General features: G+C 33.2%; 17 protein-coding genes. 7 read left to right on the top strand and 10 right to left on the bottom strand.

The annotated features are described in order from the left end of the window. Positions 1-39: 39 nt before the first annotated feature. Both CDH49_RS04585 and CDH49_RS04580 read right to left on the bottom strand, forming a co-directional pair. Entirely contained in the window at positions 40-1,134 is a 1,095-nt protein-coding gene (locus tag CDH49_RS04585) for an ABC transporter permease (RefSeq protein WP_100614200.1), read from the bottom strand. 7 nt (positions 1,135-1,141) lie between these two features. Further along, the gene (locus CDH49_RS04580) at positions 1,142-3,298 is read right to left on the bottom strand and encodes a carboxy terminal-processing peptidase (protein ID WP_239970573.1); all 2,157 of its coding nucleotides are present in this window, start codon (positions 3,296-3,298) and stop codon (positions 1,142-1,144) included. A 213-nt stretch (positions 3,299-3,511) separates the two neighbouring features. Between CDH49_RS04580 and surE the strand changes: the two genes are divergently transcribed. The 5 genes from surE to CDH49_RS04555 are packed head-to-tail and all read left to right on the top strand — an operon-like array spanning position 3,512 to position 8,338. Further along, entirely contained in the window at positions 3,512-4,288 is a 777-nt protein-coding gene (surE, locus tag CDH49_RS04575) for a 5'/3'-nucleotidase SurE (RefSeq protein WP_100614199.1), read from the top strand. Then, the gene (locus tag CDH49_RS04570; RefSeq protein WP_100614198.1) at positions 4,281-4,565 is read left to right on the top strand and encodes a hypothetical protein; all 285 of its coding nucleotides are present in this window, start codon (positions 4,281-4,283) and stop codon (positions 4,563-4,565) included. The genes surE and CDH49_RS04570 overlap by 8 nt, the downstream gene beginning before the upstream one ends. An 11-nt stretch (positions 4,566-4,576) precedes the next feature. Further along, the gene (lpxB, locus tag CDH49_RS04565) at positions 4,577-5,689 is read left to right on the top strand and encodes a lipid-A-disaccharide synthase (protein ID WP_100614197.1); all 1,113 of its coding nucleotides are present in this window, start codon (positions 4,577-4,579) and stop codon (positions 5,687-5,689) included. A 7-nt stretch (positions 5,690-5,696) separates the two neighbouring features. Next, on the top strand, positions 5,697-6,278 hold the full coding sequence (locus CDH49_RS04560; RefSeq protein ID WP_100614196.1) for a C40 family peptidase: 582 nt from the start codon (positions 5,697-5,699) through the stop codon (positions 6,276-6,278). Positions 6,279-6,301: 23 nt separating this feature from the next. Further along, the gene (locus CDH49_RS04555) at positions 6,302-8,338 is read left to right on the top strand and encodes a ComEC/Rec2 family competence protein (RefSeq protein WP_100614195.1); all 2,037 of its coding nucleotides are present in this window, start codon (positions 6,302-6,304) and stop codon (positions 8,336-8,338) included. A 3-nt stretch (positions 8,339-8,341) separates the two neighbouring features. Here the strand turns inward: CDH49_RS04555 and CDH49_RS04550 are convergent, their stop codons facing one another. From CDH49_RS04550 to CDH49_RS04540, 3 genes are all read right to left on the bottom strand, one after another. Further along, on the bottom strand, positions 8,342-8,896 hold the full coding sequence (locus CDH49_RS04550) for a thioredoxin family protein (RefSeq protein ID WP_100614194.1): 555 nt from the start codon (positions 8,894-8,896) through the stop codon (positions 8,342-8,344). Positions 8,897-8,983: 87 nt separating this feature from the next. Continuing rightward, positions 8,984-11,197 (bottom strand): oligopeptide:H+ symporter, encoded by a 2,214-nt coding sequence (locus CDH49_RS04545; RefSeq protein ID WP_100614193.1) that lies wholly within the window; start codon positions 11,195-11,197, stop codon positions 8,984-8,986. 4 nt (positions 11,198-11,201) lie between these two features. Then, complete coding sequence (locus CDH49_RS04540) at positions 11,202-12,740, bottom strand: peptide MFS transporter (protein ID WP_100614192.1); 1,539 nt, start codon at positions 12,738-12,740, stop codon at positions 11,202-11,204. 232 nt (positions 12,741-12,972) lie between these two features. On the opposite strand from CDH49_RS04540, the gene CDH49_RS04535 reads away from it, so the two are divergent. Next, a complete protein-coding gene (locus CDH49_RS04535) occupies positions 12,973-14,301 on the top strand; it encodes a hydroxymethylglutaryl-CoA reductase, degradative (protein WP_100614191.1) in 1,329 nt (442 codons plus the stop codon). A gap of 8 nt (positions 14,302-14,309) precedes the next feature. Further along, positions 14,310-15,233 (top strand): GYDIA family GHMP kinase, encoded by a 924-nt coding sequence (locus CDH49_RS04530; protein WP_100614190.1) that lies wholly within the window; start codon positions 14,310-14,312, stop codon positions 15,231-15,233. Positions 15,234-15,282: 49 nt separating this feature from the next. On the opposite strand, the gene CDH49_RS04525 is transcribed toward CDH49_RS04530, so the two are convergent. From CDH49_RS04525 to CDH49_RS04505, 5 genes are all read right to left on the bottom strand, one after another. Next, positions 15,283-17,442, bottom strand: coding sequence for a peptidylprolyl isomerase (locus tag CDH49_RS04525; RefSeq protein ID WP_100614189.1), 2,160 nt, complete (start codon positions 17,440-17,442; stop codon positions 15,283-15,285). A gap of 184 nt (positions 17,443-17,626) precedes the next feature. Next, the gene (locus tag CDH49_RS04520) at positions 17,627-18,919 is read right to left on the bottom strand and encodes a hemolysin family protein (protein ID WP_100614188.1); all 1,293 of its coding nucleotides are present in this window, start codon (positions 18,917-18,919) and stop codon (positions 17,627-17,629) included. Further along, on the bottom strand, positions 18,920-19,108 hold the full coding sequence (locus CDH49_RS04515) for a hypothetical protein (protein ID WP_100614187.1): 189 nt from the start codon (positions 19,106-19,108) through the stop codon (positions 18,920-18,922). Between the two features lie 70 nt (positions 19,109-19,178). After that, positions 19,179-19,733: an LPS export ABC transporter periplasmic protein LptC gene (gene lptC, locus CDH49_RS04510; RefSeq protein WP_100614186.1), complete on the bottom strand. Its 555-nt coding sequence runs from the start codon at positions 19,731-19,733 to the stop codon at positions 19,179-19,181. Continuing rightward, complete coding sequence (locus CDH49_RS04505; RefSeq protein ID WP_100614185.1) at positions 19,734-21,110, bottom strand: hypothetical protein; 1,377 nt, start codon at positions 21,108-21,110, stop codon at positions 19,734-19,736. Between the last annotated feature and the right edge of the window lie 2 nt (positions 21,111-21,112).

Raw genomic sequence — 21,112 nt, 5'->3', positions numbered from 1 at the left:
ATACCAATTATTTGGCATCATGTAAATAATACTAGAGCCTTACCCTTTCACATCCAATGCATCACGAAGTGCATTACCAATCAGCATAAATGCCATTACCAAACTCATAATGCATAGTCCTGGTATAATAGCCAAAAAAGGCTTTCCTAAAATGATATAATTATAATGATCTTTAATCATAGCGCCCCAACTTGCCATTGGGGGTTGTGCCCCAATGCCTAAAAAACTCAATCCGCTTTCCACCAGAATAGCGGAGGCAAAATTAGCTGCTGAAATAACGATGACTGGTGCCATGATATTAGGCAATATATGCTTGGTTATAATTCTAAAATCGTTAAAGCCTAAAGCCCTTGCAGCCGTTACATATTGCATTTCTTTGACGCTAATTATTTGGCCTCTAACCACTCTTGCTACTTCAACCCACATGGTCAGCCCCACAGCTATAAATACTTGCCAAAAACCTTTACCCAATGCTAATGTTATGGCAATAACCAATAGCAACGTTGGGATGGACCAAGTAACATTTATTATCCACATAATAAAAGCATCAATTTTACCACCAAAATATCCAGCAACACTCCCCATAAAAATGCCGATTACTAAAGATATAAATACGGCTACAAACCCAATAAAAAAGGAAATCCTGGCACCAACAAGTACTCTACTTAATAGGTCTCTTCCATATTTGTCTGTACCAAAAAGAAATGTTTTTTGTTTTATGAAATCTTGGGGATTATTGTTTAAAAAAGCACTTAAAGACATGTTTTTTTCAACACCTTCTAAACCATCGGATGCATATTCAGTATAAGTTAAAGTATCTTTAGTAATTATAAAACTTGTAATAGGAATTTCTGTATCTGTATTTTTTTTTCCGAAAAAAATCTTATCAAAAATATTTTGGTTCAAATCCATTCCAGAAGGAATCGTGAGCATAGAGACTGCGAACCCAGGTTTTTTGGAATGAATAGACAAATGCATTTGATTGGCATATTGCGAATTATCTGGAGCCATCACATACGCAAATATAGAAACCAGACCAATCAAAACAATAAAGTAAAAACTAAAAACGCCCCAAAAGTTTTTTTTAAACTTTTGGAGCGCTAATTGTTTTAATGAGTGAGATGTATGACTCATGTTTTAGCTATTCTTGTACTTTAGCTACTTTTTTGATATTATATGATGTTTTCAAGTCTTGAAGTACGTTTAAAGCCTCTTCAATATACACATCTTGACTTAAATTAGCGTGCCATCTGTCACGTAATTCTTTTAGGCTATTTATATCATTATTAAATAATTCTTTTTCATAAGCTGGGGATTCAAACGTTAAATTAGTTTGATACTTGGTCATCTCATCAAAACGTTTTGATTCCTCATCCCTTAAAGTTAATTTCTCTTTATACTTGGTATAATTCAAAGGATAAACGGTTTCATCAATTTGACTTTTCACCCATCTAGCGTTGTCTTCAATAAGTTTTAATTGTGTATTTTTAGCCATGCGCTCGTTACTTCTTTTAATGGTTTCTTGGTAATCAAAATGATTATCCCATGTAGTATACTCAGCTGAATCTATTTCATCCCAAGGTAAGGCATTTGATTTATCTTTTTCACCAACCTCAATAAAACTGAATTTATCAGGAACTTGTACATCACTTTTAACACCTTCTAACTGAACCGAACCACCACTAATTCTATAATATTTTTGAGTAGTCAATGCCAAAGCCCCTAAATCACCACTAGTATTATTTCTTATCAAATTATTGAGGTTAAGCACATTTTGAACAGTGCCTTTTCCATAAGTTTGTTTACTACCAATAATAATGGCTCGTTTGTAATCTTGCATGGCAGCTGCCAAAATTTCCGAAGCAGAAGCCGACAATTCATTTACTAAAATCACCAAAGGGCCATCCCAAGTAATTGATTTATCTCTGTCTCTTAAAACCTCTTTGGGTTCGCCTGTGGAACGTACCTGCACAATAGGGCCATCTTTAATAAATAATCCTGCCATATCTACCACCGTTGGCAATGAACCTCCGCCGTTATCGCGCAAATCCAATATGAGTCCTTCCATGCCTTCTGCTTTTAAATTCTCGATTTCACGTTTTACATCGGCAGCGGCATTTAATTTTTTGTAATCTTCAAAATCAACATAAAATGATGGCAGATTTATAACACCAAACTTAACGCCATCCTTTTTAACTACTGAAGCTTTGGCATAGGTTTCGTTTATTTCTACCACATCTCTAACTAAAGTAACATCTTTAATGGTGCCATCAACTTTTTTGATAGTTAATGTTACTTTGGTATCTTTTGGCCCCTTAATATATTTAATAGCATCATTAATACGCATACCAACTATATCTACAGGGAATTCTTCATTTTCTTGTTTTACTTTTAAAATAACATCCTCTACTTCTAATTCTTTACTTCGCCAAGCTGGGCCACCAGAAATTAAACCTGTAATTTTAATATAGTCCATACGCTTTTGTAATTGGGCTCCAATACCTTCCAATTTACCAGACATACGTTCATCAAAATCTTCTTTGTTCTTAGGCGCTAGATAATAGGTATGAGGATCGAACTCTCCAACAATGGCATCAATGTATATGGCAAACCACTCTTCTCGTTTTACATCTTCTAAATTGTCATTAAAATAAATGTCCATGGATTTTAATGTTGCCTCACGAGCGTCTTGCTCAATTTGGCTTTCGGTTTTCATGACATAAGATGCATCCTTTTCTTTTTTCTGCTTTTCTTCTGTATAAATATCATCATAAAAGGATAATGCAGAGAATTTAAGCTGTTGTCTCCAACGCTCTTTCAACTCTTTCTTATTCTTCGCGAATGGAATATTTTCATAATCTGTATCAAATATTTCTTCCTCAGAATAGTCAAATGGCTCCGATAACACTTCGCGATACATTATTTTGGCTTCTGAAATACGTTGCATTAAACGCTCATGGGTAATATTGAAAAAAGTAATATCTGATACTTTTAATTGATCATCAATAGTAGTTTTAAACTTTTCAAAATCCTTATAATCAGACTCATAGAAGTATCGTTTAGTAGGATCTAAACTTTCTAAAAAATTTGAAAACAATTCTTCAGAAAACGCATCGTCCATGGCAATAGGATCAAAATGTCCCTGCTGCAATACAAACGTAATTACCTGTACAAGCAATTTATCTTTATCTGGATCACTAAACGTTTTTGTTGTAAAACTGCATGATGCAAATGCTAGCAATAACAACAATACCAAGGCTTTATAATTCCTTTTCAACATATTTTTCATAATTTTCATTCTATGTTTTTTTTATAAAAAACGTATTATTTAGATTAAAACGTAAAGAATCTAATTTTAGTTTTTACAAAAATACATATTATATTTTTCACTAAATTAAAGAAAAAACCATGCCAATAAACTGATACGCTACTAATTTTTTGTTAAACTAAACAAATTGAAACGTTAATCGGATTTTATGTATTTTAGCAACACTAAAAACAAATACCCCTCATGGCAAAAAAACCGCTTATTTTAGTCACAAATGATGATGGCATTAGCGCACCTGGACTAAGAACTTTAATAAAGGTTATGAATATGATAGGAGATGTAGTTGTTGTAGCTCCAGACAGTCCGCAAAGTGGCATGGGGCATGCCATAACATTGGATTCAATGCTTTATGCGGAGCGCGTAACCCTTGATGATGGCCCACAAAAAGAATACAGTTGCTCTGGAACACCCGCTGATTGTGTAAAACTAGCCATTAGAGAGATTTTAGACAGACGGCCCGATTTGTGTGTTTCTGGTATTAACCATGGCTCCAATTCCTCTATCAATGTGATATATTCTGGTACGATGAGTGCGGCTATTGAAGCTGGCATAGAAGGGATTCCCGCCATTGGGTTTTCATTATTGGATTATGCGTGGAGTGCCAATTTTGAGGCTTGCAAAAACCATGTGAAAACCATAACAAAAAATGCATTAAAACATGGTTTACCTAAAGGGGTGGTGTTAAATGTAAATATACCAAATCTTCCTGAGAAACAAATTAAAGGCATTAAGGTTTGCCGACAAGCTAAGGCTAATTGGGTAGAAGAATTTGATAAGCGTAAAAACCCTCAAGGAAAGGATTACTATTGGCTTTCAGGAAAGTTTGTAAATTTGGATGGCGGTGAAGATACCGATGAATGGGCTTTAGAAAATGGTTATGTATCTGTGGTACCTATCCAGTTTGATTTAACAGCTTATCATTTTATACAAAATTTAAACTCATGGGAATTAAATGATTAAAAAAAATATTTTTATTGGAGTGTTAGTGGGTTTGATTGCCAATGCCATTGGGTTGATTATTGTATCGACACTATTAGGACAAGGCGATGATTTTTTAACTGTTATTAAAAATGCCGCTAAAGAAGGTTTTTTAGGAAAACTAATTAGCTTGGGCGCTATTTTAAATTTAGTAGCTTTCTTTATTTTTATCAGAAAAAAACAAGATTATAAGGCTAGGGGCGTTTTATTAATAACCATTTTAGTTGCTATTTTTACCTTTTTTTTTAAAATGCTATAATTATTTAGTTAATGAAGTATTATATTATTGCAGGAGAAGCGTCGGGCGATTTACATGGCTCTTACCTTATGAAAGCATTACTAAAAGAAGATGTGAATGCTGATTTTAGGTTTTGGGGTGGCGACCTTATGCAACGCGTTGGCGGCACTTTGGTTAAACATTACAAAGAACGTGCTTTTATGGGTTTTGCCGAAGTTATAAAAAACCTTCCTAAAATATATAAAGATATATCGTTCTGTAAAACAGATATAAAAAATTACAATCCCGATGTTATTATTTTTATTGATAATTCCGGATTTAATCTTCGCATTGCGAAATGGGCAAAACAACAAAAATATAGAACCAATTATTACATTTCCCCACAAGTTTGGGCGTCTCGAGCCAGTAGAGTAAAAGCTATAAAACGCGATATAGATGCCATGTACGTTATTTTGCCTTTTGTTGAAGCTTTCTACAAAAAACATAATTACAATGTAACCTTTGTTGGACATCCATTAATTGATGCTATTGCTGATAGAACTCAAGTTGACGAATATGAATTTAGGGCTACACATGAATTAAACGAAAAACCCATCATTGCTCTTTTACCCGGAAGCCGTAAACAAGAAATAAAAAATATGCTTTCTGTAATGCTAAGCTTGACTGATGCATACCCAAATTATCAATTTGTTATTGCGGGTGCACCTAGCCAAGATTTCGATTTTTATACAACATTTATCAAGGCCTCAAATGTGAAATTTATAGCTAATAAAACCTACGATTTATTAAGTGTATCAGTGGCTGCTTTGGTAACGTCTGGCACGGCTACCTTAGAAACCGCCTTATTTAAAGTGCCTCAAGTAGTTTGCTATAAAGGCAGTAATATCTCTTATCAAATTGCAAAAAGAATAATAACTCTTAAGTATATTTCGTTAGTAAATTTGATAATGGATAAAGAAGTGGTAAAAGAACTTATTCAAGACGAATTTAATTCAGAAAACCTTAAAAAGGAATTAGACATCATTCTTGACCCTAATGAACGCACTAAATTCTTTATTAATTATTACGATTTAGAGAAAAAACTTGGCGGAAAAGGGGCCAGTGCAAAAACAGCTCATTTAATTTTCAAATCTATACAAGCCTAATTTTAGTATGAAGAAACTCCTGTTTTTTTTAAGTATTATTTTTTTTAGTTTCAGTAGTTGTAAATCTGCTAAACACACCAAAAACGAAAACCCAAGGGCTTCGAAAATTATTATTGGAACAAATCCCAATGATGAAATTTATGCCAATAAAACCATTACAACAGAAGATATTAATTCCAATTCAGGTTCCAATTTCTCAGGTTCTAAAGCTTTTAGTATTGTAGAGTACGCCAAACAATTTAAAGGTGTTCGATACAGATTTGGTGGCGCCACAAAATCGGGAATGGATTGTTCTGGTCTCGTATTTGAATCTTTTAGAGCCCACGATATTATTCTTCCAAGAATTTCAAGGGATATGGCAAAAAATGGTGAAAAAATCCCATTAAATAATGTGGGCATCGGCGATTTAGTATTCTTTAAAACAGGTAACAGGCGAAATGATATTAGCCATGTTGGATTGGTTGTCTCGTCTATGGATAGTGGAAATATAGAATTTATCCACTCAACCACAAGTGCAGGCGTCATTGTATCTTCAATTACCGAAGCTTACTGGAATAAGGCATTTGTAGAAGCACGAAGGATTTTATAAGAAATTTTATATCTTTCGGCGACATGAAGCTACTTAATTTCGCCATAATAAAACTAACAATTTGCCTTATTATAGGCATTCTTGTTGGCTACTTTTTTGAGTGGCCTTTGATATGGACTTCGTACATTATCATTGGGCTTTTAATATTTTTATTTCTGTCTTTTATAATTTCGAAAAAGCAATTTTTAAAAACCATTTGGTTTGGTCTTTTAGCTTTTTTGACCATGATTTTTATAGGCATATTGACCATAAATGTGCATAATGAAAAGAATTTTTCAAATCATTACAAGCATTTTACTTCTGAAAACGATTCTTTAAAAACCATCACTTTTAGGGTTAAAGAGGTTTTAAAATCGAATATGTATTATGATAAATATATTGTAGATCTTCTAAAAATTGATGATTTAAGTGTTTGCGGAAATTCACTGCTCAACATTCAAAAAGATTCCACTCTAACTCCATTAAAAGTGGATGACATTCTTATTACAAAAACTGTTTTAAAGGAGATTCTTCCGCCCTTAAATCCCCATCAATTTGACTATAAAAAATTTCTAGAGAAAAAATACATTTACCATCAACTCTTTACCAACAAGAAATCGCTTTTAAAAGTTGCATCTGAAAAAAACACCCTTCTTGGCATAGCGAATAACATTAGAAACCATATCAATATTAAGCTAAAAACCTATCCATTTGATCCAGATGAACTTGCCATTATCAATGCTCTTTTATTGGGACAACGGCAAGACATCAGCGAAGAAGTTTATTCCAACTATACCAACGCGGGCGCCATACATATTTTAGCTGTTTCCGGATTACATATTGGTATTATTCTATTAATCTTAAGTTTTATATTAAAGCCACTAGAAACATTTAAACATGGTAAACTTATAAAAATCATGTTGCTTATTGTCATGTTATGGGGGTTTGCCATCATTGCTGGTCTCTCTGCCTCCGTAACTAGAGCCGTTACCATGTTTAGTATTGTGGCAATCGCCATGAATTTAAAAAGACCCACGAGCATTTTCAACACTCTGGCAATATCCATGTTTGTATTGCTTCTTATAAAACCCATGTTTTTGTTCGATGTTGGTTTTCAATTAAGTTATTTAGCTGTTTTATCCATCGTAATTATCGACCCTTTACTGTATCATTTATGGAAGCCAAAAAATAAAATTATAGATTTTTATTGGCATACGTTAACGGTTACTGTTTCTGCCCAATTTGGGATTATACCAATAAGTTTATATTATTTCCATCAACTACCTGGTTTGTTTTTTATTTCCAATCTAGTCATTATACCAGTTCTAGGGATTATTTTAGGTTTTGGAATTCTTATAATTCTCTTAGCTTTATTAAATATATTGCCTGTTTTTATAGCGAAAATTTATGGATACACAATAAGCTTAATGAACCGTTTTGTAGGTTGGATTTCTGAACAAGAGTCATTTTTATTTAAAGATATCGCATTTAGTCTTTTATATGTTTTTGCCTCTTACTTCTTGATTATTGCACTAATACAATTTTGGAAAAAGAAACATTATAAAAATTACAGCTTATTACTGATTGCCATTTTGGCGATACAATGTGTTTTCATATATACAAAATACAATAGTCAAGAAAACCAATTTGTAATATTTCATAAAAGTAAATTTACCTTGGTTGGGAATGTAACTACTAATACTATTCATGTTGCTACCGATTTTGATAGTTTAACGCTGTCAAAAGATAGAATAATCAAAGATTTTGTTGTCGGCAACCATATTAAAACCATTCAAACTAACACTATCAACCCCATCTACCTATTAAATAACAAAACACTTTTGGTCATTGATAGCTTAGGCGTTTATAATATTAAAACATTTCAACCAGATTATGTATTGTTAAGGCAATCACCACAATTAAATTTGAACAGGTTGATAGATTCAATAAAACCAAAATATATTATTGCCGATGGCAGCAACTATAAATCGTATTTAGAACAATGGGAAGCTGTATGCAAAAAAAGAAAACTCCCTTTTCACCAAACCAGCAAAAAGGGAGCTTTCATTATAGATTATTAAGTGTTATTGGCTCACAACGAATTGAGGTGTAAATGCTTTGTAATATGCATTGAATTTATCTTGGGTATCAATGCTTTTATGGTCATCTTGTTTAAACATTTTTAAGTATAGTTCCAATTGGGGCGGTGTTTGATAACCTCGTATCGGCGCTATAACATTCCCTTTTTCATCAAAAAAAACAATGGTAGGATAAGCACTAATTTGAAGATAACTTGCTAATTGGTGGGCCGAATTACGAGTATTGGCCCTTGACGCATCGTAATTAGGGTTTTTAAATGTATTGCCATTAAAATTAATAACGTCATTACCTTCTCCATTAAATTTAACGGCATAATAGTTTTTATTTACATAATTCGCTACATCTTTGTTTTGAAATGTATTTTTATCCAACATCTTGCAAGGCCCACACCAATTGGTATAAACATCCATCATAATTTTTTTCGGATGTGTCTTTTGAAGGGCTACCGCTTGTTGAAGCGTCATCCATTTAATTTCTTGTGTAAAACCTTTAACTGACATTAAAACTGTCAAAAGGCATATATATTTTATATTTTTCATAATGGTCTTAATTACAAAACTTGGTTCAAAATTACAAAAAAACCCCTATTATAGGGGTTTTTGATTTTATTTTAACTATTTTTTCGATTAACGGATACCATGCATTAGCTTTTTAAATAATGGTGTTGTTAATAACGCAACCCCACTTAGTACAAGAGAAATAATAGTTAATATCCAGAAAAATGTGCTTAAACCCTTCTCTGCAGCTATGGTTTCGGAGTACTCACCAAACATCCCTGCTAATTTCATCCCGATGGCAACAGCTAAATACCAAATACCAAACATCATGGCGATCATTCTTCCTGGAACCAATTTACTTACATAAGACAAGGCTACTGGAGATATGCATAATTCGCCCATAGTATGAAATAAATAAACCAATATGAGCCAAATAATGCTAACTGATGCGGTTTTTGCTCCAGGTGCAATGCCGCTAGCCCCTATAGCTACAGCCGCCATTCCTAATCCCAACAATAACATGCCTATAGCATATTTTCCATTAGCACTAGGATTATATTTACTTTCCCACCATCTTGAAAATAATGGTGCTAATGCAATAATGAATAAAGAATTTAATATAGAAAACCAGGTAGCACCAATTTCAACAGCACTTTCTTTTGCTGTAACTACTGCTTGATTTTTATTGGATTCTTTAATATCATATCCTATATTATGTGTTATGAATAATTGTAAATCTGAACCTTCTCCATATTTCTGCAAATCATCCTTACTAAGCTTTATAATTTTACTTTTTTTCTCTCCTTTAGAATTGTAAAAAACAACTTCAGCTTTATTAATTTGAACCCCTGCTCCTATTTTATCTTCTTTAAAAACCCTTGCGATTTTAGCCGAGAATACTTCTCCCATTTCTACATCATTGGAATCAAAAAGCACATTATTTTTTACAACTTTATCTTTATTGCTTTCTGCAATTGGATCGTATAAAGAAATGGATTCATTATCAATAATCGGCAATGACTCTCCTTCATTAAATGATTTGGAAGTGACCACTTTTGCTGTTTCCGTATCTCCATTATTATTAACATACTCGACAACATATGATGAGGATTTAAAATCATTAGAAACTTTCCAAAGCGCAATTCCCCAAACTATAATAAAACTAAAAGCTAAAATAATATTTGCCAAAGCAAACCTTTTAAAAGTTTGTTTAAACAATAAAATCAATACATACGTAATAATACCTAATGGAACAATCGTCATTAAAGAATCGACAATTTTAAAAATCAACCCCGTATTTCCTTCAAGAATTCTTTGAGTATAATCTCTAGCAAATAATGTTAAAGATCCTGGAGATTGCTCAAAGATTGCCCAGAAAAACATGGTAATAAAGGCAAAAAAAACAATTGCCAACATTCTGTCCCTTACAACAGGAATATACTTTGGTATTCTTAAAAACAAAAGCAAGACAAAAAGGCCTAAAGCTGTTAATATGACCACATTATTACCATCAAAGCCATTGATATCGAAGCTATAAAGATTTGTGGCTCCTTCAGTAATTTTTGAAATGGGGTCGTTAAGCACCCAAGTTAATCCTAAAAATGAAGACACGGCTATAATGGATAACTGTAATTTTGTAAATGGATTAAGTTTCCCTCCATTCTCTTCAGTTATTGACAATTCATTTTCATTATCCGTTTTTACTTTTGGTTTTAAACCAATATCTCCAAATATATCTTGTGCCTTCCAGAATTGAAGCAACCCAAAAAACATAAATATTCCTGCAATACCAAACCCCCAACTCCAGCCTACTTTCTCGCCCAAATAGCCACAAAGCATAATTCCGAAAAAAGCGCCTGCATTCACACCCATATAAAATATAGTATAGGCCCCATCCTTTTTCCCTGGTCTATCTTTATAAATTTCGGAGATTATAGAGGTCATGTTCGGCTTAAAAAACCCACTACCAAACACTAAAAAAGTAAGTCCTAAATAAATAAAAAATGATGTTTCCAAAGCCATACAAGCATGTCCTATGGTCATTAATAATGCACCCACAACAACGGCCCATCTAAACCCTATAATTTTATCAGCGAAATAGCCTCCAAGCATGGTTGATAAATATACCAACGATGTGTAGGTTCCGAAAATAGCTAGAGCATGTTCCTTTGGCCAACCCCATCCTTCATCTAGTAGTGACGCCGTAAAAAATAAAACCAAAAGCGCTCGCATTCCGTAATAAGAAAAACGCTCCCACATTTCGGTAAAAAATAAAACGAATAATCCAGATGGATGCCCTAAAACCGTACTTTTAAAAAATTGGTCTGTTGAATTTTCACTCATATCTTTAGTTATTTAATTCTTTATCAACTCCGTGCATTAACTTTTTGATGATGGGTGAGAGCAATAAAAGCAATCCTCCAAAACCTAATCCTGTATAAAATAAATATTCAAAAAGTTTCAAATAGCTCTGTTTTGCTAGATTTAAGTCTGGAGCAGTACCATTGGCAGTATCAACAGAAGCTATATTTGCTAGAAGGGATGCAATAAATTCGGAACTTGCTGTTGCCAAAAACCATACGCCCATCATAAACCCAACAATTTTTAAGGGTGACAATTTTGTAACTGCAGATAATCCAACTGGGGACAAACACAACTCACCACACGTATGTAAAAAATAGGTTATTACCAACCAAAAAATGGCTACTTTACCCATTTCTGAAGCATTAATTCCCATCACCAATGCGCCAAAACCCAATCCAACCAGCATTAATGCCAACGAAAATTTTACCGCAGTGTTCGGATTGTAATTGCCAAGTTTTACCCATAACCATGCAAAAATCGGGGCGAGCAATATAATAAAAAGAGCATTCAAACTTAGAAATGTACCTGCAGCAATATTGCCCCTATCTAAAATTCTGTCTGCAAATAAATTCATAGAAGTATAAGCTTGCTCGAATAATGCCCAAAAAATTATTGTAAAAATAATCAATATAGTTAGAGCTATAAGGCGCTCTCTTGCTGTTTTATCTAATTGTGTTACGGCATAATAAACTATATAAATAAATGATACAGAACCAGCTATTATCAACAAATTTTGAACCACGCTGTGACTTTGCACCATTTGCCATAACAATAAGGTAGACAATACACTTAAAATATAAATGAGCGATTCGTTTCTAATACCCATGGTTTTTTTAGATAACCATTCTATTGCATTTGATTCTCCTTTACCTAACAGATATTTTTTTCCAGAAATAAATGTTACAAGTCCAAAAAACATACCAACACCAGCAGCTCCAAACCCATAGCTCCAACCATACGTTTCCCCTAGCCAAACACATATAATGGTTGCTAAAAAGGATCCTAAATTAATTCCCATGTAAAATATGGTAAACCCTGAATCTCTACGTTTATCCCCTTCATGATACAACTCTCCTACCAAAGAAGAAATATTAGCTTTTAAAAATCCAACTCCTAAAATGATAAAAGCTAATGACAAATAAAATATTTGAAGCGCAAAATCATCTCTTACAATTTCTCCTGTTAAGCTTTGTGTGGCAGCATTACCTTCATATGCCATACCAGCATGACCCAAAACAAGCATGATGCCTCCAAAAACTATAGCCTTTCTAAAACCTAAATATTTATCTGCAATAAAACCTCCTACAACTGGTACAGCATACACCAATGCTGCGTAACTTCCTATTAACAAATTGCCGCTAATATCAGAAAACAAATGGTATTTTGTAAGGTAAAAAATCAAGAGGGCTTTCATTCCATAAAATGAAAAACGTTCCCACATTTCTGTAAAAAAGAGAATAAACAGTCCTTTTGGATGTCCAAACAATTCTTTTTCGGAAGGTTTTACTGGGGTTTCTGTCATAAAATAGTTGTGATAATTTATGAATATTTATTCGTAATACTATGGCATTTACAATTTTAACATTAGAATAATCTCGTCAATTTCAAATAATCATTGATGTATTAATAAAAGTTTTCAAGTTTACTAAAAATTATGCAAAAAAAGGCAATTTTACAAGACAAATAAGTCTGTAAAAACAAGATATTCCAATTTCACCTCAAGAATAGTATCTTTGCCGTGTAATAATGCTACTATGGGCAAAACTATTTCTGGTTTTTCTAAACTTTCTAAATCCAAAAAAATAGATTGGATTGTTGATACTTATTTTTCAAACTCTAGTAATGCTGAACACATTTTAAAGCAATATTGGAACTCTGACGACAAATTGCAACAGCTTCATGATGAGTTTATTGAAAACACCATATCCAACTATTATCTGCCCTTTGGGGTCGCTCCTAATTTTTTAATTAATAATAGGCTTTACACCATTCCTATGGCCATCGAAGAAAGTTCGGTGGTGGCAGCAGCCAGTAAAGCTGCTAAATTTTGGATGGACAGAGGTGGTTTTAAAACACAGGTTATTTCTACCACCAAAATTGGTCAGGTACATTTTATGTATCATGGTAGAACAGAAATATTAAAGGCCTTTTTTATCAGTATAAAACAGAAACTTATCGAAGACTGTAAGCCCATTACCAAAAACATGGAATTACGTGGTGGCGGTATTATTGATATGGAATTACGGGATAAAACCACCAACATTGGAGGTTATTATCAAATCCATGCGTCTTTTGAAACCTTAGATGCCATGGGCGCCAATTTTATTAACTCCTGTTTAGAGCAATTTGCAAAAACCTTTAAACGTGAAGCTTTACTTTTTGATGGTTTCACTGAAAAGGAAAAGCAAATAGACATCGTGATGAGTATCTTATCCAATTATGTTCCAGATTGTTTGGTACGCGCTGAAGTAAGCTGTAAGGTTGAAGAGTTAAGTGATGATATTGATTTTTCAGGAGAAGCATTTGCCAACAGATTTCTTCAAGCTATAAAAATTGCTGAAGTAGAACCCTATCGTGCCGTAACCCATAATAAAGGAATCATGAATGGTATTGATGCCGTTGTTTTGGCTACTGGAAACGATTTTAGGGCGGTGGAAGCTGGCGTTCATGCGTATGCATCCAGAAACGGCAGTTATAGTAGTTTAACACATGCAAAAATTGAAAATGGCATTTTTACATTTTGGTTGGAAATACCGCTGGCGCTAGGTACCGTTGGTGGCCTTACCGGATTACATCCTTTGGTTAAATTGGCTTTGGAAATGCTAGGTAAACCAACCGCCAAAGAACTCATGGAAATTGTTGCTGTGGCTGGATTGGCACAAAATTTTGCGGCTTTACGTTCACTTACAACTACGGGTATTCAACAAGGTCACATGAAAATGCATTTAATGAACATTTTAAATCAATTTAATGCCAATGATGCCGAAAAAGTTATTTTGATTGAACATTTTAAAACAAATACCGTTAGTTTCAGTGCTGTTTCTGACACTCTGGCAAATTTAAGAATGTGCATTGATGATTAATTTTCTATATGAAAAATGAATCTTATTACAGTAACGGAAAACTTTTAATCTCGGGTGAATATCTTGTGCTTGACGGTGCTATTTCATTAGCGATTCCGACGAAATACGGACAATCCTTATCAATTGAAACTATCACTGACCAAAAAATTATTTGGAACAGTTTGGATGAAACTGGAAATAGTTGGTTTGAAGATGAATTTTTAATTGAACCGATTGCTTCGTCGGTGACTCCTCGCAATGACATTTCAAAAAGGCTTTTTCAAATATTAAATATAGCTAAACAACTCAATCCTGATTTTTTAAATACGAATGGTGGATTTAAAATTACCACATCTCTTACATTTCCTAAAAATTGGGGACTGGGCACTTCATCTACATTGATAAATAATATAGCACTGTGGGCACGTATAGACGCTTATATGCTCTTAGAAAAAACCTTTGGTGGTAGTGGTTACGATATTGCTTGCGCGCAACATAATCACCCTATTTGTTATCAGTTAGAAAATGGCAAACCATTAGTTGAAATAGTTGAATTCAATCCTTCATTTAAAGAACATCTTTATTTTGTGTATTTGAATAAAAAACAAAATAGCAGAGATGGGATTTCAAAATATAAAGAGAATAGAAAAAGTATAAAGTCATCTATTATTGATATTAATAAGATAACAACGCAAATGGTGTCTTGTAAATCGTTAGAGGATTTTGATAGCTTGATCCTTAAACACGAACATATTATTTCAAATATTATAAAACACCAACCTGTGAAAACCGTTTTATTTGATGATTTTAACGGACACATAAAAAGTCTTGGTGCTTGGGGAGGTGATTTTGTTATGGCTACCTGCAAAACCAATCCAACAGCCTATTTTAAGGGCAAAGGATTTGAGACTGTTATCCCCTATGATGATTTGGTACTAAAACATATTCCATAAAAAAGCCTCAATTAGTATGAGGCTTTTTTATGGAATATGTTTTTAACCTTTATTGAATTTGTGTTTTAGCTCTGTTATCTTCGATTTCTGATGCTTCTTTTAATGCATCGTATAATTTTGAAGATACCACATTTACTTTTTCTTGCTCCACTCTATTAGCTGCAGCCTGATATGAATCTAACTTAACAGCTGGCTCTACTTTAGCTACTTGAACCATATAAACACCAAATGCCCCATCAATTAATTTAGAAGTTTGCCCTTCTTTTAAGCCAAATGCTGCGCCTACAACCAATGGCTCTCTTCCTGCTCCAGAAATAGTTGGATTTTTCATATTAATAGCAGATGCCGTTTTTACCGTTGTATTTTCAGCTGTTGCTAAAGCCTCCAAATTTGTAGCTTTTACTCTATCTCTAATAATTTTGGCTTTTTTCTCTTTTCTTATAATTGGCAAAACTGTAGCGGTAGCTTCGTCAACACTCATGAGTCCTTCTTCATGTTTTGCAACTAATTGTGCAATAGCATAACCATTAGGGATACTAAATCTTTTAACATCTCCTATTTTAGCTTCATCACTAAAAGCCCAACGCACTATAGGCCTTTGGCTGCCAATTCCAGGAATATTTTCATCTAATACTTTAATACCATTTACAGGACGCACAGTATATTTACTCTCTGTGGCTACAGCGTCAAAATCTTTGTTTCCAATAGCTATTTCAAAATTTGATGCATTTCTAAATACTGTAGATATGGTTTCTTCTGAAGGCTCTATTTTTTTTGCAATTGTTGCCACTTGAGCTACTTTGCTTTGACCTTTTTGACCTAAAACTTCCATAATATGAAAACCCATAACGGTTTTCACTACCCCTAAGTCTCCTGTTTTTCCTTCAAACTCAAAATCATTAAATTCAGGAACTGGTATCGTATTATATGGGTGCCAATCGTACTCACCCCCATTTTCAATACTTCCAGTATCAGCAGAATAATCTTTTACAAATTCAGGAAATTTAGAACGATCTTTTTTAACAACAGACAGTAGGCTATCGGCAAAAATCTTGGCTTGCTCTTCGGTTTTTGTCGTACTTGGATCAGCACTTGCAGAACCTAAAAACGGAATTAATATATGTCTTACTTTCGCAGAATCCGGAACTTGCTTAACTGCAATTAATTTAGATATTTTAAAATTGCCATTATCTTTATATGGGCCGTAAACTTGTCCTATACTTAAATTAAAAATACTATCTGCCGCTACTGTTGGTAATGAAGATTTAAATATAAAACGATCATCGAATTTAATATCGGAATTGGCATTTACATAATCAGCATTATCAGCTGTATTTAAAAATCCTGTTACCGTTTCACTGGTTTTAAGACCTTCGTTATATTCTTCTCTGTCGTTTAACAAGGCGTTAAGCTCTTCTTTAAGAACATTTTCGTCCTCTACACTAGCTTCTTCTTTAAACTCAACATATTTAATATCTGTAGAAGCTTCAACTTGGTATTGTTTTTCATGTTTTTTTATGTAATCTGAAATTTCAGATTTTGAAACAACAACAGTACTATCAACAATAGATGAATATGGAATTTGAACATATTTTAAATCCACTTTGTTACCTTCCAACTTATGTTCCAATTCACCTTCAGCAAGTGTGCCCGTTAAACCTGCTTTAACCATATTAAAATAGTTTTGCTGTAAAGCGCTAGACGCTAACGATTTTTCATAATTTACCCAATCTGAATACGTTATAGGCTGTCCGCTAATATATCCAGGGTTAGGAGATATTTCTTTTAAGTTTGCTATAAATTCGTTCAGTTTATTCTCATCAAATAATCCTGCTTCATTTAAAAACTCGGCACTACCACCTAAAGCTGTTCTTAAAACATCACGCATTTGGTCTTTTTCAACGGTCATTCCCAATTTTTCAAACTGAGTTTCCATAATGGCTTTTCTCACTTCTTGATCCCAAATACTATTTATCACTTGGTTGTTGGTTGCACTTGCTCCAGCTTGTCTTTGGGCAACCTCAACTTTTTGTAAAAAATCATCTCTCGTAATATCTTTACCATTTACAACACCAACTGTATTTTGTGATTTAGCTGAAGGCGTACCTATGTTTCTAATGACGCCATCTAAAACAAAAGCAAATAATGCTAATGCTATAATAATTATTAAGAAAAGTGAACGTTGTCTGATTTTATTTAAAACTGCCATTTGTCATTTAAATTTTTTAAAAATCCTCTTTGGATTTAACTTGTTAAAATCAATTAAGTTGAAAAATTATATAAATATTTTAATAATCCCTTCTCGTGAGAAAAAAATATAGTGCGCGAAAATACTATTTTCTATTTAATAATAAAAGCAGAAAGGCGCATTAATTATGTAATGTTTTTGGAAATCAATCTTCCTCTAAAATTTTCAGTTCTACCAAATCAATTTTAGTGTTTGATGCTTCTAAAATCGTAAACTGAAACACATCGTTTACAACAATTATCTCGCCTTGCAAAGGTATCTCTTCGGTCTCATCAACAATCAATCCTCCAATGGTATCATAATTTTCACTTTCGGGCAAATCTATTTTATAGGTTTCATTGATGTAATCAACTTCCAAACGTGCTGAAAACTTATACAAATGAGCTTCTATTTTTTCTTCAATTAAGTCGATACTATCATGTTCATCTTCAATTTCACCAAATAATTCTTCCACAATATCTTCCACCGTCATAATTCCTGAAGTTCCTCCATATTCATCTAAAACCACAGCAATACTTTTGTGTTTTTTTATTAAAATATTAAGCACTTCGTGAATAAAAACCGTTCCTGGCACAAACTCTACCGGAAGCAATACCGATTTTATTGTTTTTGGTTTTTTAAACAATTCAAAAGAATGTACATACCCTAAAATATCATCAATAGTATCTTTATAAACCAATATTTTTGTATAGCCAGTTTCTGTAAACAAAGCATTTAATGTGTTTATACTTTCATTAATTTCTAGCGCAACAATCTCGGTTCTGGGCACCATAATATCTCTTGCTTTTAACTCTGAGAACTCTAAGGCATTTTGAAATATTTGAATCTCGGTATCTACATCTTCATGCTCTTCAACAAACTCCATTTGCTCGCTTATGTAATTGCCCAATTCTACTTTTGTAAATGCAAACTGTATTTGATCGCCTTCTCCTTTAAATATATACTTCAAAACAACGTCTGATATCCAAATGATAAAGTCCGATAAAAATGTAAATAACACATAAAATATATAAGCAGGAACCGCCAATACTTTAAGCAACAAATTCGAATAAATTTGAAAAAATACTTTAGGCAAAAATTCAGAGGTGATCAAAATAAGTAAGGAGGATAAGACGACTTGCGTTAATAAACTTAAATCATTTAGCATATAATTTAAAAACGAAGAAGATGTTGGCAGCATGGATTGAAACCAACTTACCAGCAAATCTCCCATAAAAAAACCATACATAACCAATGCGAGAGTATTGCCAATAAGCATGGTTGTAATGAATTTTGAAGGTTTAGCGGTTAGTTTGGTTAATATTTTTGCTAAAATACCTTCTTGCTTTTTTTCAATTTCTAGATGAATTTTATTTGAGGATATATAGGCAATCTCTAAGCCCGAAAAAAAAGCGGACAGAATTAATGTGATAATGACAATTAAAACATAAGTCCCCATTTATTTTGAATCGTTTTTATTATCATATTTTTTATTGAATCGTCTCCTGAAGAAAAAAATAAAAACAGCTAATCCCGCCAAGGCTAACGAGACATAAGATTTATTATGGCCCCAATTAATAATGGCGTCATATAAAAACAGACCCGCAAAAACTAAATAGGCATATTGAAAAAACTTGGTGAATTGCATAAATAAAAATTTTTGTAGTGTAAAGATAATGAAAAAGTATGTTCTAGAGGGTGCCTAACGAAATCTACAATTATTCATCAACAGTAATAATGCCATTTACTTCCAGAACTTCGGCATTGGTGAATTTAGAATTAGAATTGAACCCTGTGCCATTTATTTTATCAAATCCAATTTTAAAAGTTACAGGCTTATTGGTAAACAACCATTCTTGGCGTTGGTCGTAATACAATTGTTCTGCGAATAAGGTGTCTTTTTTTGAAGTTGAAAGCTTAACATTACCCTGTAAATCTAAGATATCTGTTTGTGAGTATGAAATGGCGTAATCTGCCACCACAACACTTTTGTTATTATCTTCGTCAAAAACTTCCAAATAAATGCCTTCGGGAAACTCAGTAAAGGGAAAATCCCTATTGCCATAGTCAAGCATTTTTGAGCTAATAAGAATGGCCTTTACCCTGCCCGAATCGGTGTATTTTAAATTAATGGTATCTGCAACACCAATAGGCTCATTTTCTGAAATACCAATTTTTTGGACTTCCTTAAAGTTGTCCTTACATGAAAAAAACATAGTCACAGTAATGACTGTGACTATGTTTAGAATAGTATGTTTTTTTAAAAAATGCATTTAAAGTTTTGGTACTGTAACCGAAGCTCCAATCCAACAACCAATATTAATAGTCTGACCTTCATTACTAGCGGAAAATATCTCTGGTTTTGAAGGCGCTCTATCTAAATAACTATCTACATATTTCGCACCTGCACCACCTGCTTTTCTAGCTTCCTCTGCAGCTAACCAATACACTGCTTTTTTATTGAATAGGCTATCACCACAATCATTGGCACTTGCTGCATACATAGCGGCAATCAATAGATGAGGGTTTAAGTTTGAAGGGTTAAATTTCAAAGCATTTCTGTAATACCCTCTTGCTTGTGCATATCTGCCTTTAGCTTTTAGTTTTGAACCTATTAAGCTATATAATTTGGCTTTTTCAAAATTATCTGTTTGTAAACTAATGGCTTGTTCATAAAATTCAATGGCCTCATTAGGTTTATTCTCCTTATCTTTTAATATGCCCAAGAAATAAGCGGATCTAGCCGACGGACTTAACTCATGGTACGCATTAACTATTTTAAAGTATAAAGGGCTATCAGTACATTCTTTTTCAGACATTTTACCAGCTGCTCTTTGTAACCAAAGGGCATTTCCTTTATTTTGTTCAAAGCCTTTCTCATACAAAGGGACTAAATTTTCGCAATTGGCTCTTTCCCCTAATTTTTGATCAATTCCAGCAGAAATTAAATCATAATTGGCTAGATTACGTTCATAGAAATCTTTAAATTGTCCTTCTCTACCTGCTAATGCTGTACCTGCTGCTTCTTTTTCAATAAGGACATTTAATTTTTCGGAAGAGTCTTTAACCTCTACTTCGATTTTTTCAACGATATCATCATATTTATTAAATAAATCTTCAGCTGGTTTCGCCTTTGCATCATACAAATCAACCATTAATGAGAAGTATGTGTATAAAGCTTTAGGGTCGGTAAATGTTTCTTTATCAGCATTATAAGCCGCATCAAAACAATCATACAATTCGAGATCGGTTTTACCTAATATATCTTTGTGATCGTACATTAACTGGCACCCTTTGGCAAGAAATTGACCTTTTGGTGTACCCTGTGCTGTATTATTACCAGGAAAATGTACAGCTCTTTCATCCCACATTTTTACGAGATCATTTATAAAAGCTACTTTTTCAGCTCCTGAAGATTTTTCAATTTTATCAAGAAGAATACTTTCTCCATAAACAAAAATGGCTCTGTTATATTTTGGATTTCGTTGTCTTAACTCCATAAAAGGTTTGTATGCTGCATCATAATTCTTTGCTTTAGCATAGTCATTGATTAAAGACATGGTAACCATATCTTCTTCATTGTCCTGAGAAAAACCCATATTCAAACCTATGAAGAGTAGTGTGAATAATAATGTAATGTTCTGTTTCATGA

It is taken from the genome of Confluentibacter citreus, from assembly GCF_002807055.1.
Lineage (GTDB): Bacteria > Bacteroidota > Bacteroidia > Flavobacteriales > Flavobacteriaceae > Confluentibacter > Confluentibacter citreus.
This window is presented reverse-complemented; position numbering and strand designations above follow the sequence as displayed.

Coding starts and splice junctions, on each gene's coding strand:
- CDH49_RS04585 (WP_100614200.1), bottom strand. CDS start 1,134: ATGAGTCATACATCTCACTCATTAAAACAATTAGCGCTCCAAAAGTTT.
- CDH49_RS04580 (WP_239970573.1), bottom strand. CDS start 3,298: ATGAAAATTATGAAAAATATGTTGAAAAGGAATTATAAAGCCTTGGTA.
- surE (WP_100614199.1), top strand. CDS start 3,512: ATGGCAAAAAAACCGCTTATTTTAGTCACAAATGATGATGGCATTAGC.
- CDH49_RS04570 (WP_100614198.1), top strand. CDS start 4,281: ATGATTAAAAAAAATATTTTTATTGGAGTGTTAGTGGGTTTGATTGCC.
- lpxB (WP_100614197.1), top strand. CDS start 4,577: ATGAAGTATTATATTATTGCAGGAGAAGCGTCGGGCGATTTACATGGC.
- CDH49_RS04560 (WP_100614196.1), top strand. CDS start 5,697: ATGAAGAAACTCCTGTTTTTTTTAAGTATTATTTTTTTTAGTTTCAGT.
- CDH49_RS04555 (WP_100614195.1), top strand. CDS start 6,302: ATGAAGCTACTTAATTTCGCCATAATAAAACTAACAATTTGCCTTATT.
- CDH49_RS04550 (WP_100614194.1), bottom strand. CDS start 8,896: ATGAAAAATATAAAATATATATGCCTTTTGACAGTTTTAATGTCAGTT.
- CDH49_RS04545 (WP_100614193.1), bottom strand. CDS start 11,197: ATGAGTGAAAATTCAACAGACCAATTTTTTAAAAGTACGGTTTTAGGG.
- CDH49_RS04540 (WP_100614192.1), bottom strand. CDS start 12,740: ATGACAGAAACCCCAGTAAAACCTTCCGAAAAAGAATTGTTTGGACAT.
- CDH49_RS04535 (WP_100614191.1), top strand. CDS start 12,973: ATGGGCAAAACTATTTCTGGTTTTTCTAAACTTTCTAAATCCAAAAAA.
- CDH49_RS04530 (WP_100614190.1), top strand. CDS start 14,310: ATGAAAAATGAATCTTATTACAGTAACGGAAAACTTTTAATCTCGGGT.
- CDH49_RS04525 (WP_100614189.1), bottom strand. CDS start 17,442: ATGGCAGTTTTAAATAAAATCAGACAACGTTCACTTTTCTTAATAATT.
- CDH49_RS04520 (WP_100614188.1), bottom strand. CDS start 18,919: ATGGGGACTTATGTTTTAATTGTCATTATCACATTAATTCTGTCCGCT.
- CDH49_RS04515 (WP_100614187.1), bottom strand. CDS start 19,108: ATGCAATTCACCAAGTTTTTTCAATATGCCTATTTAGTTTTTGCGGGT.
- lptC (WP_100614186.1), bottom strand. CDS start 19,733: ATGCATTTTTTAAAAAAACATACTATTCTAAACATAGTCACAGTCATT.
- CDH49_RS04505 (WP_100614185.1), bottom strand. CDS start 21,110: ATGAAACAGAACATTACATTATTATTCACACTACTCTTCATAGGTTTG.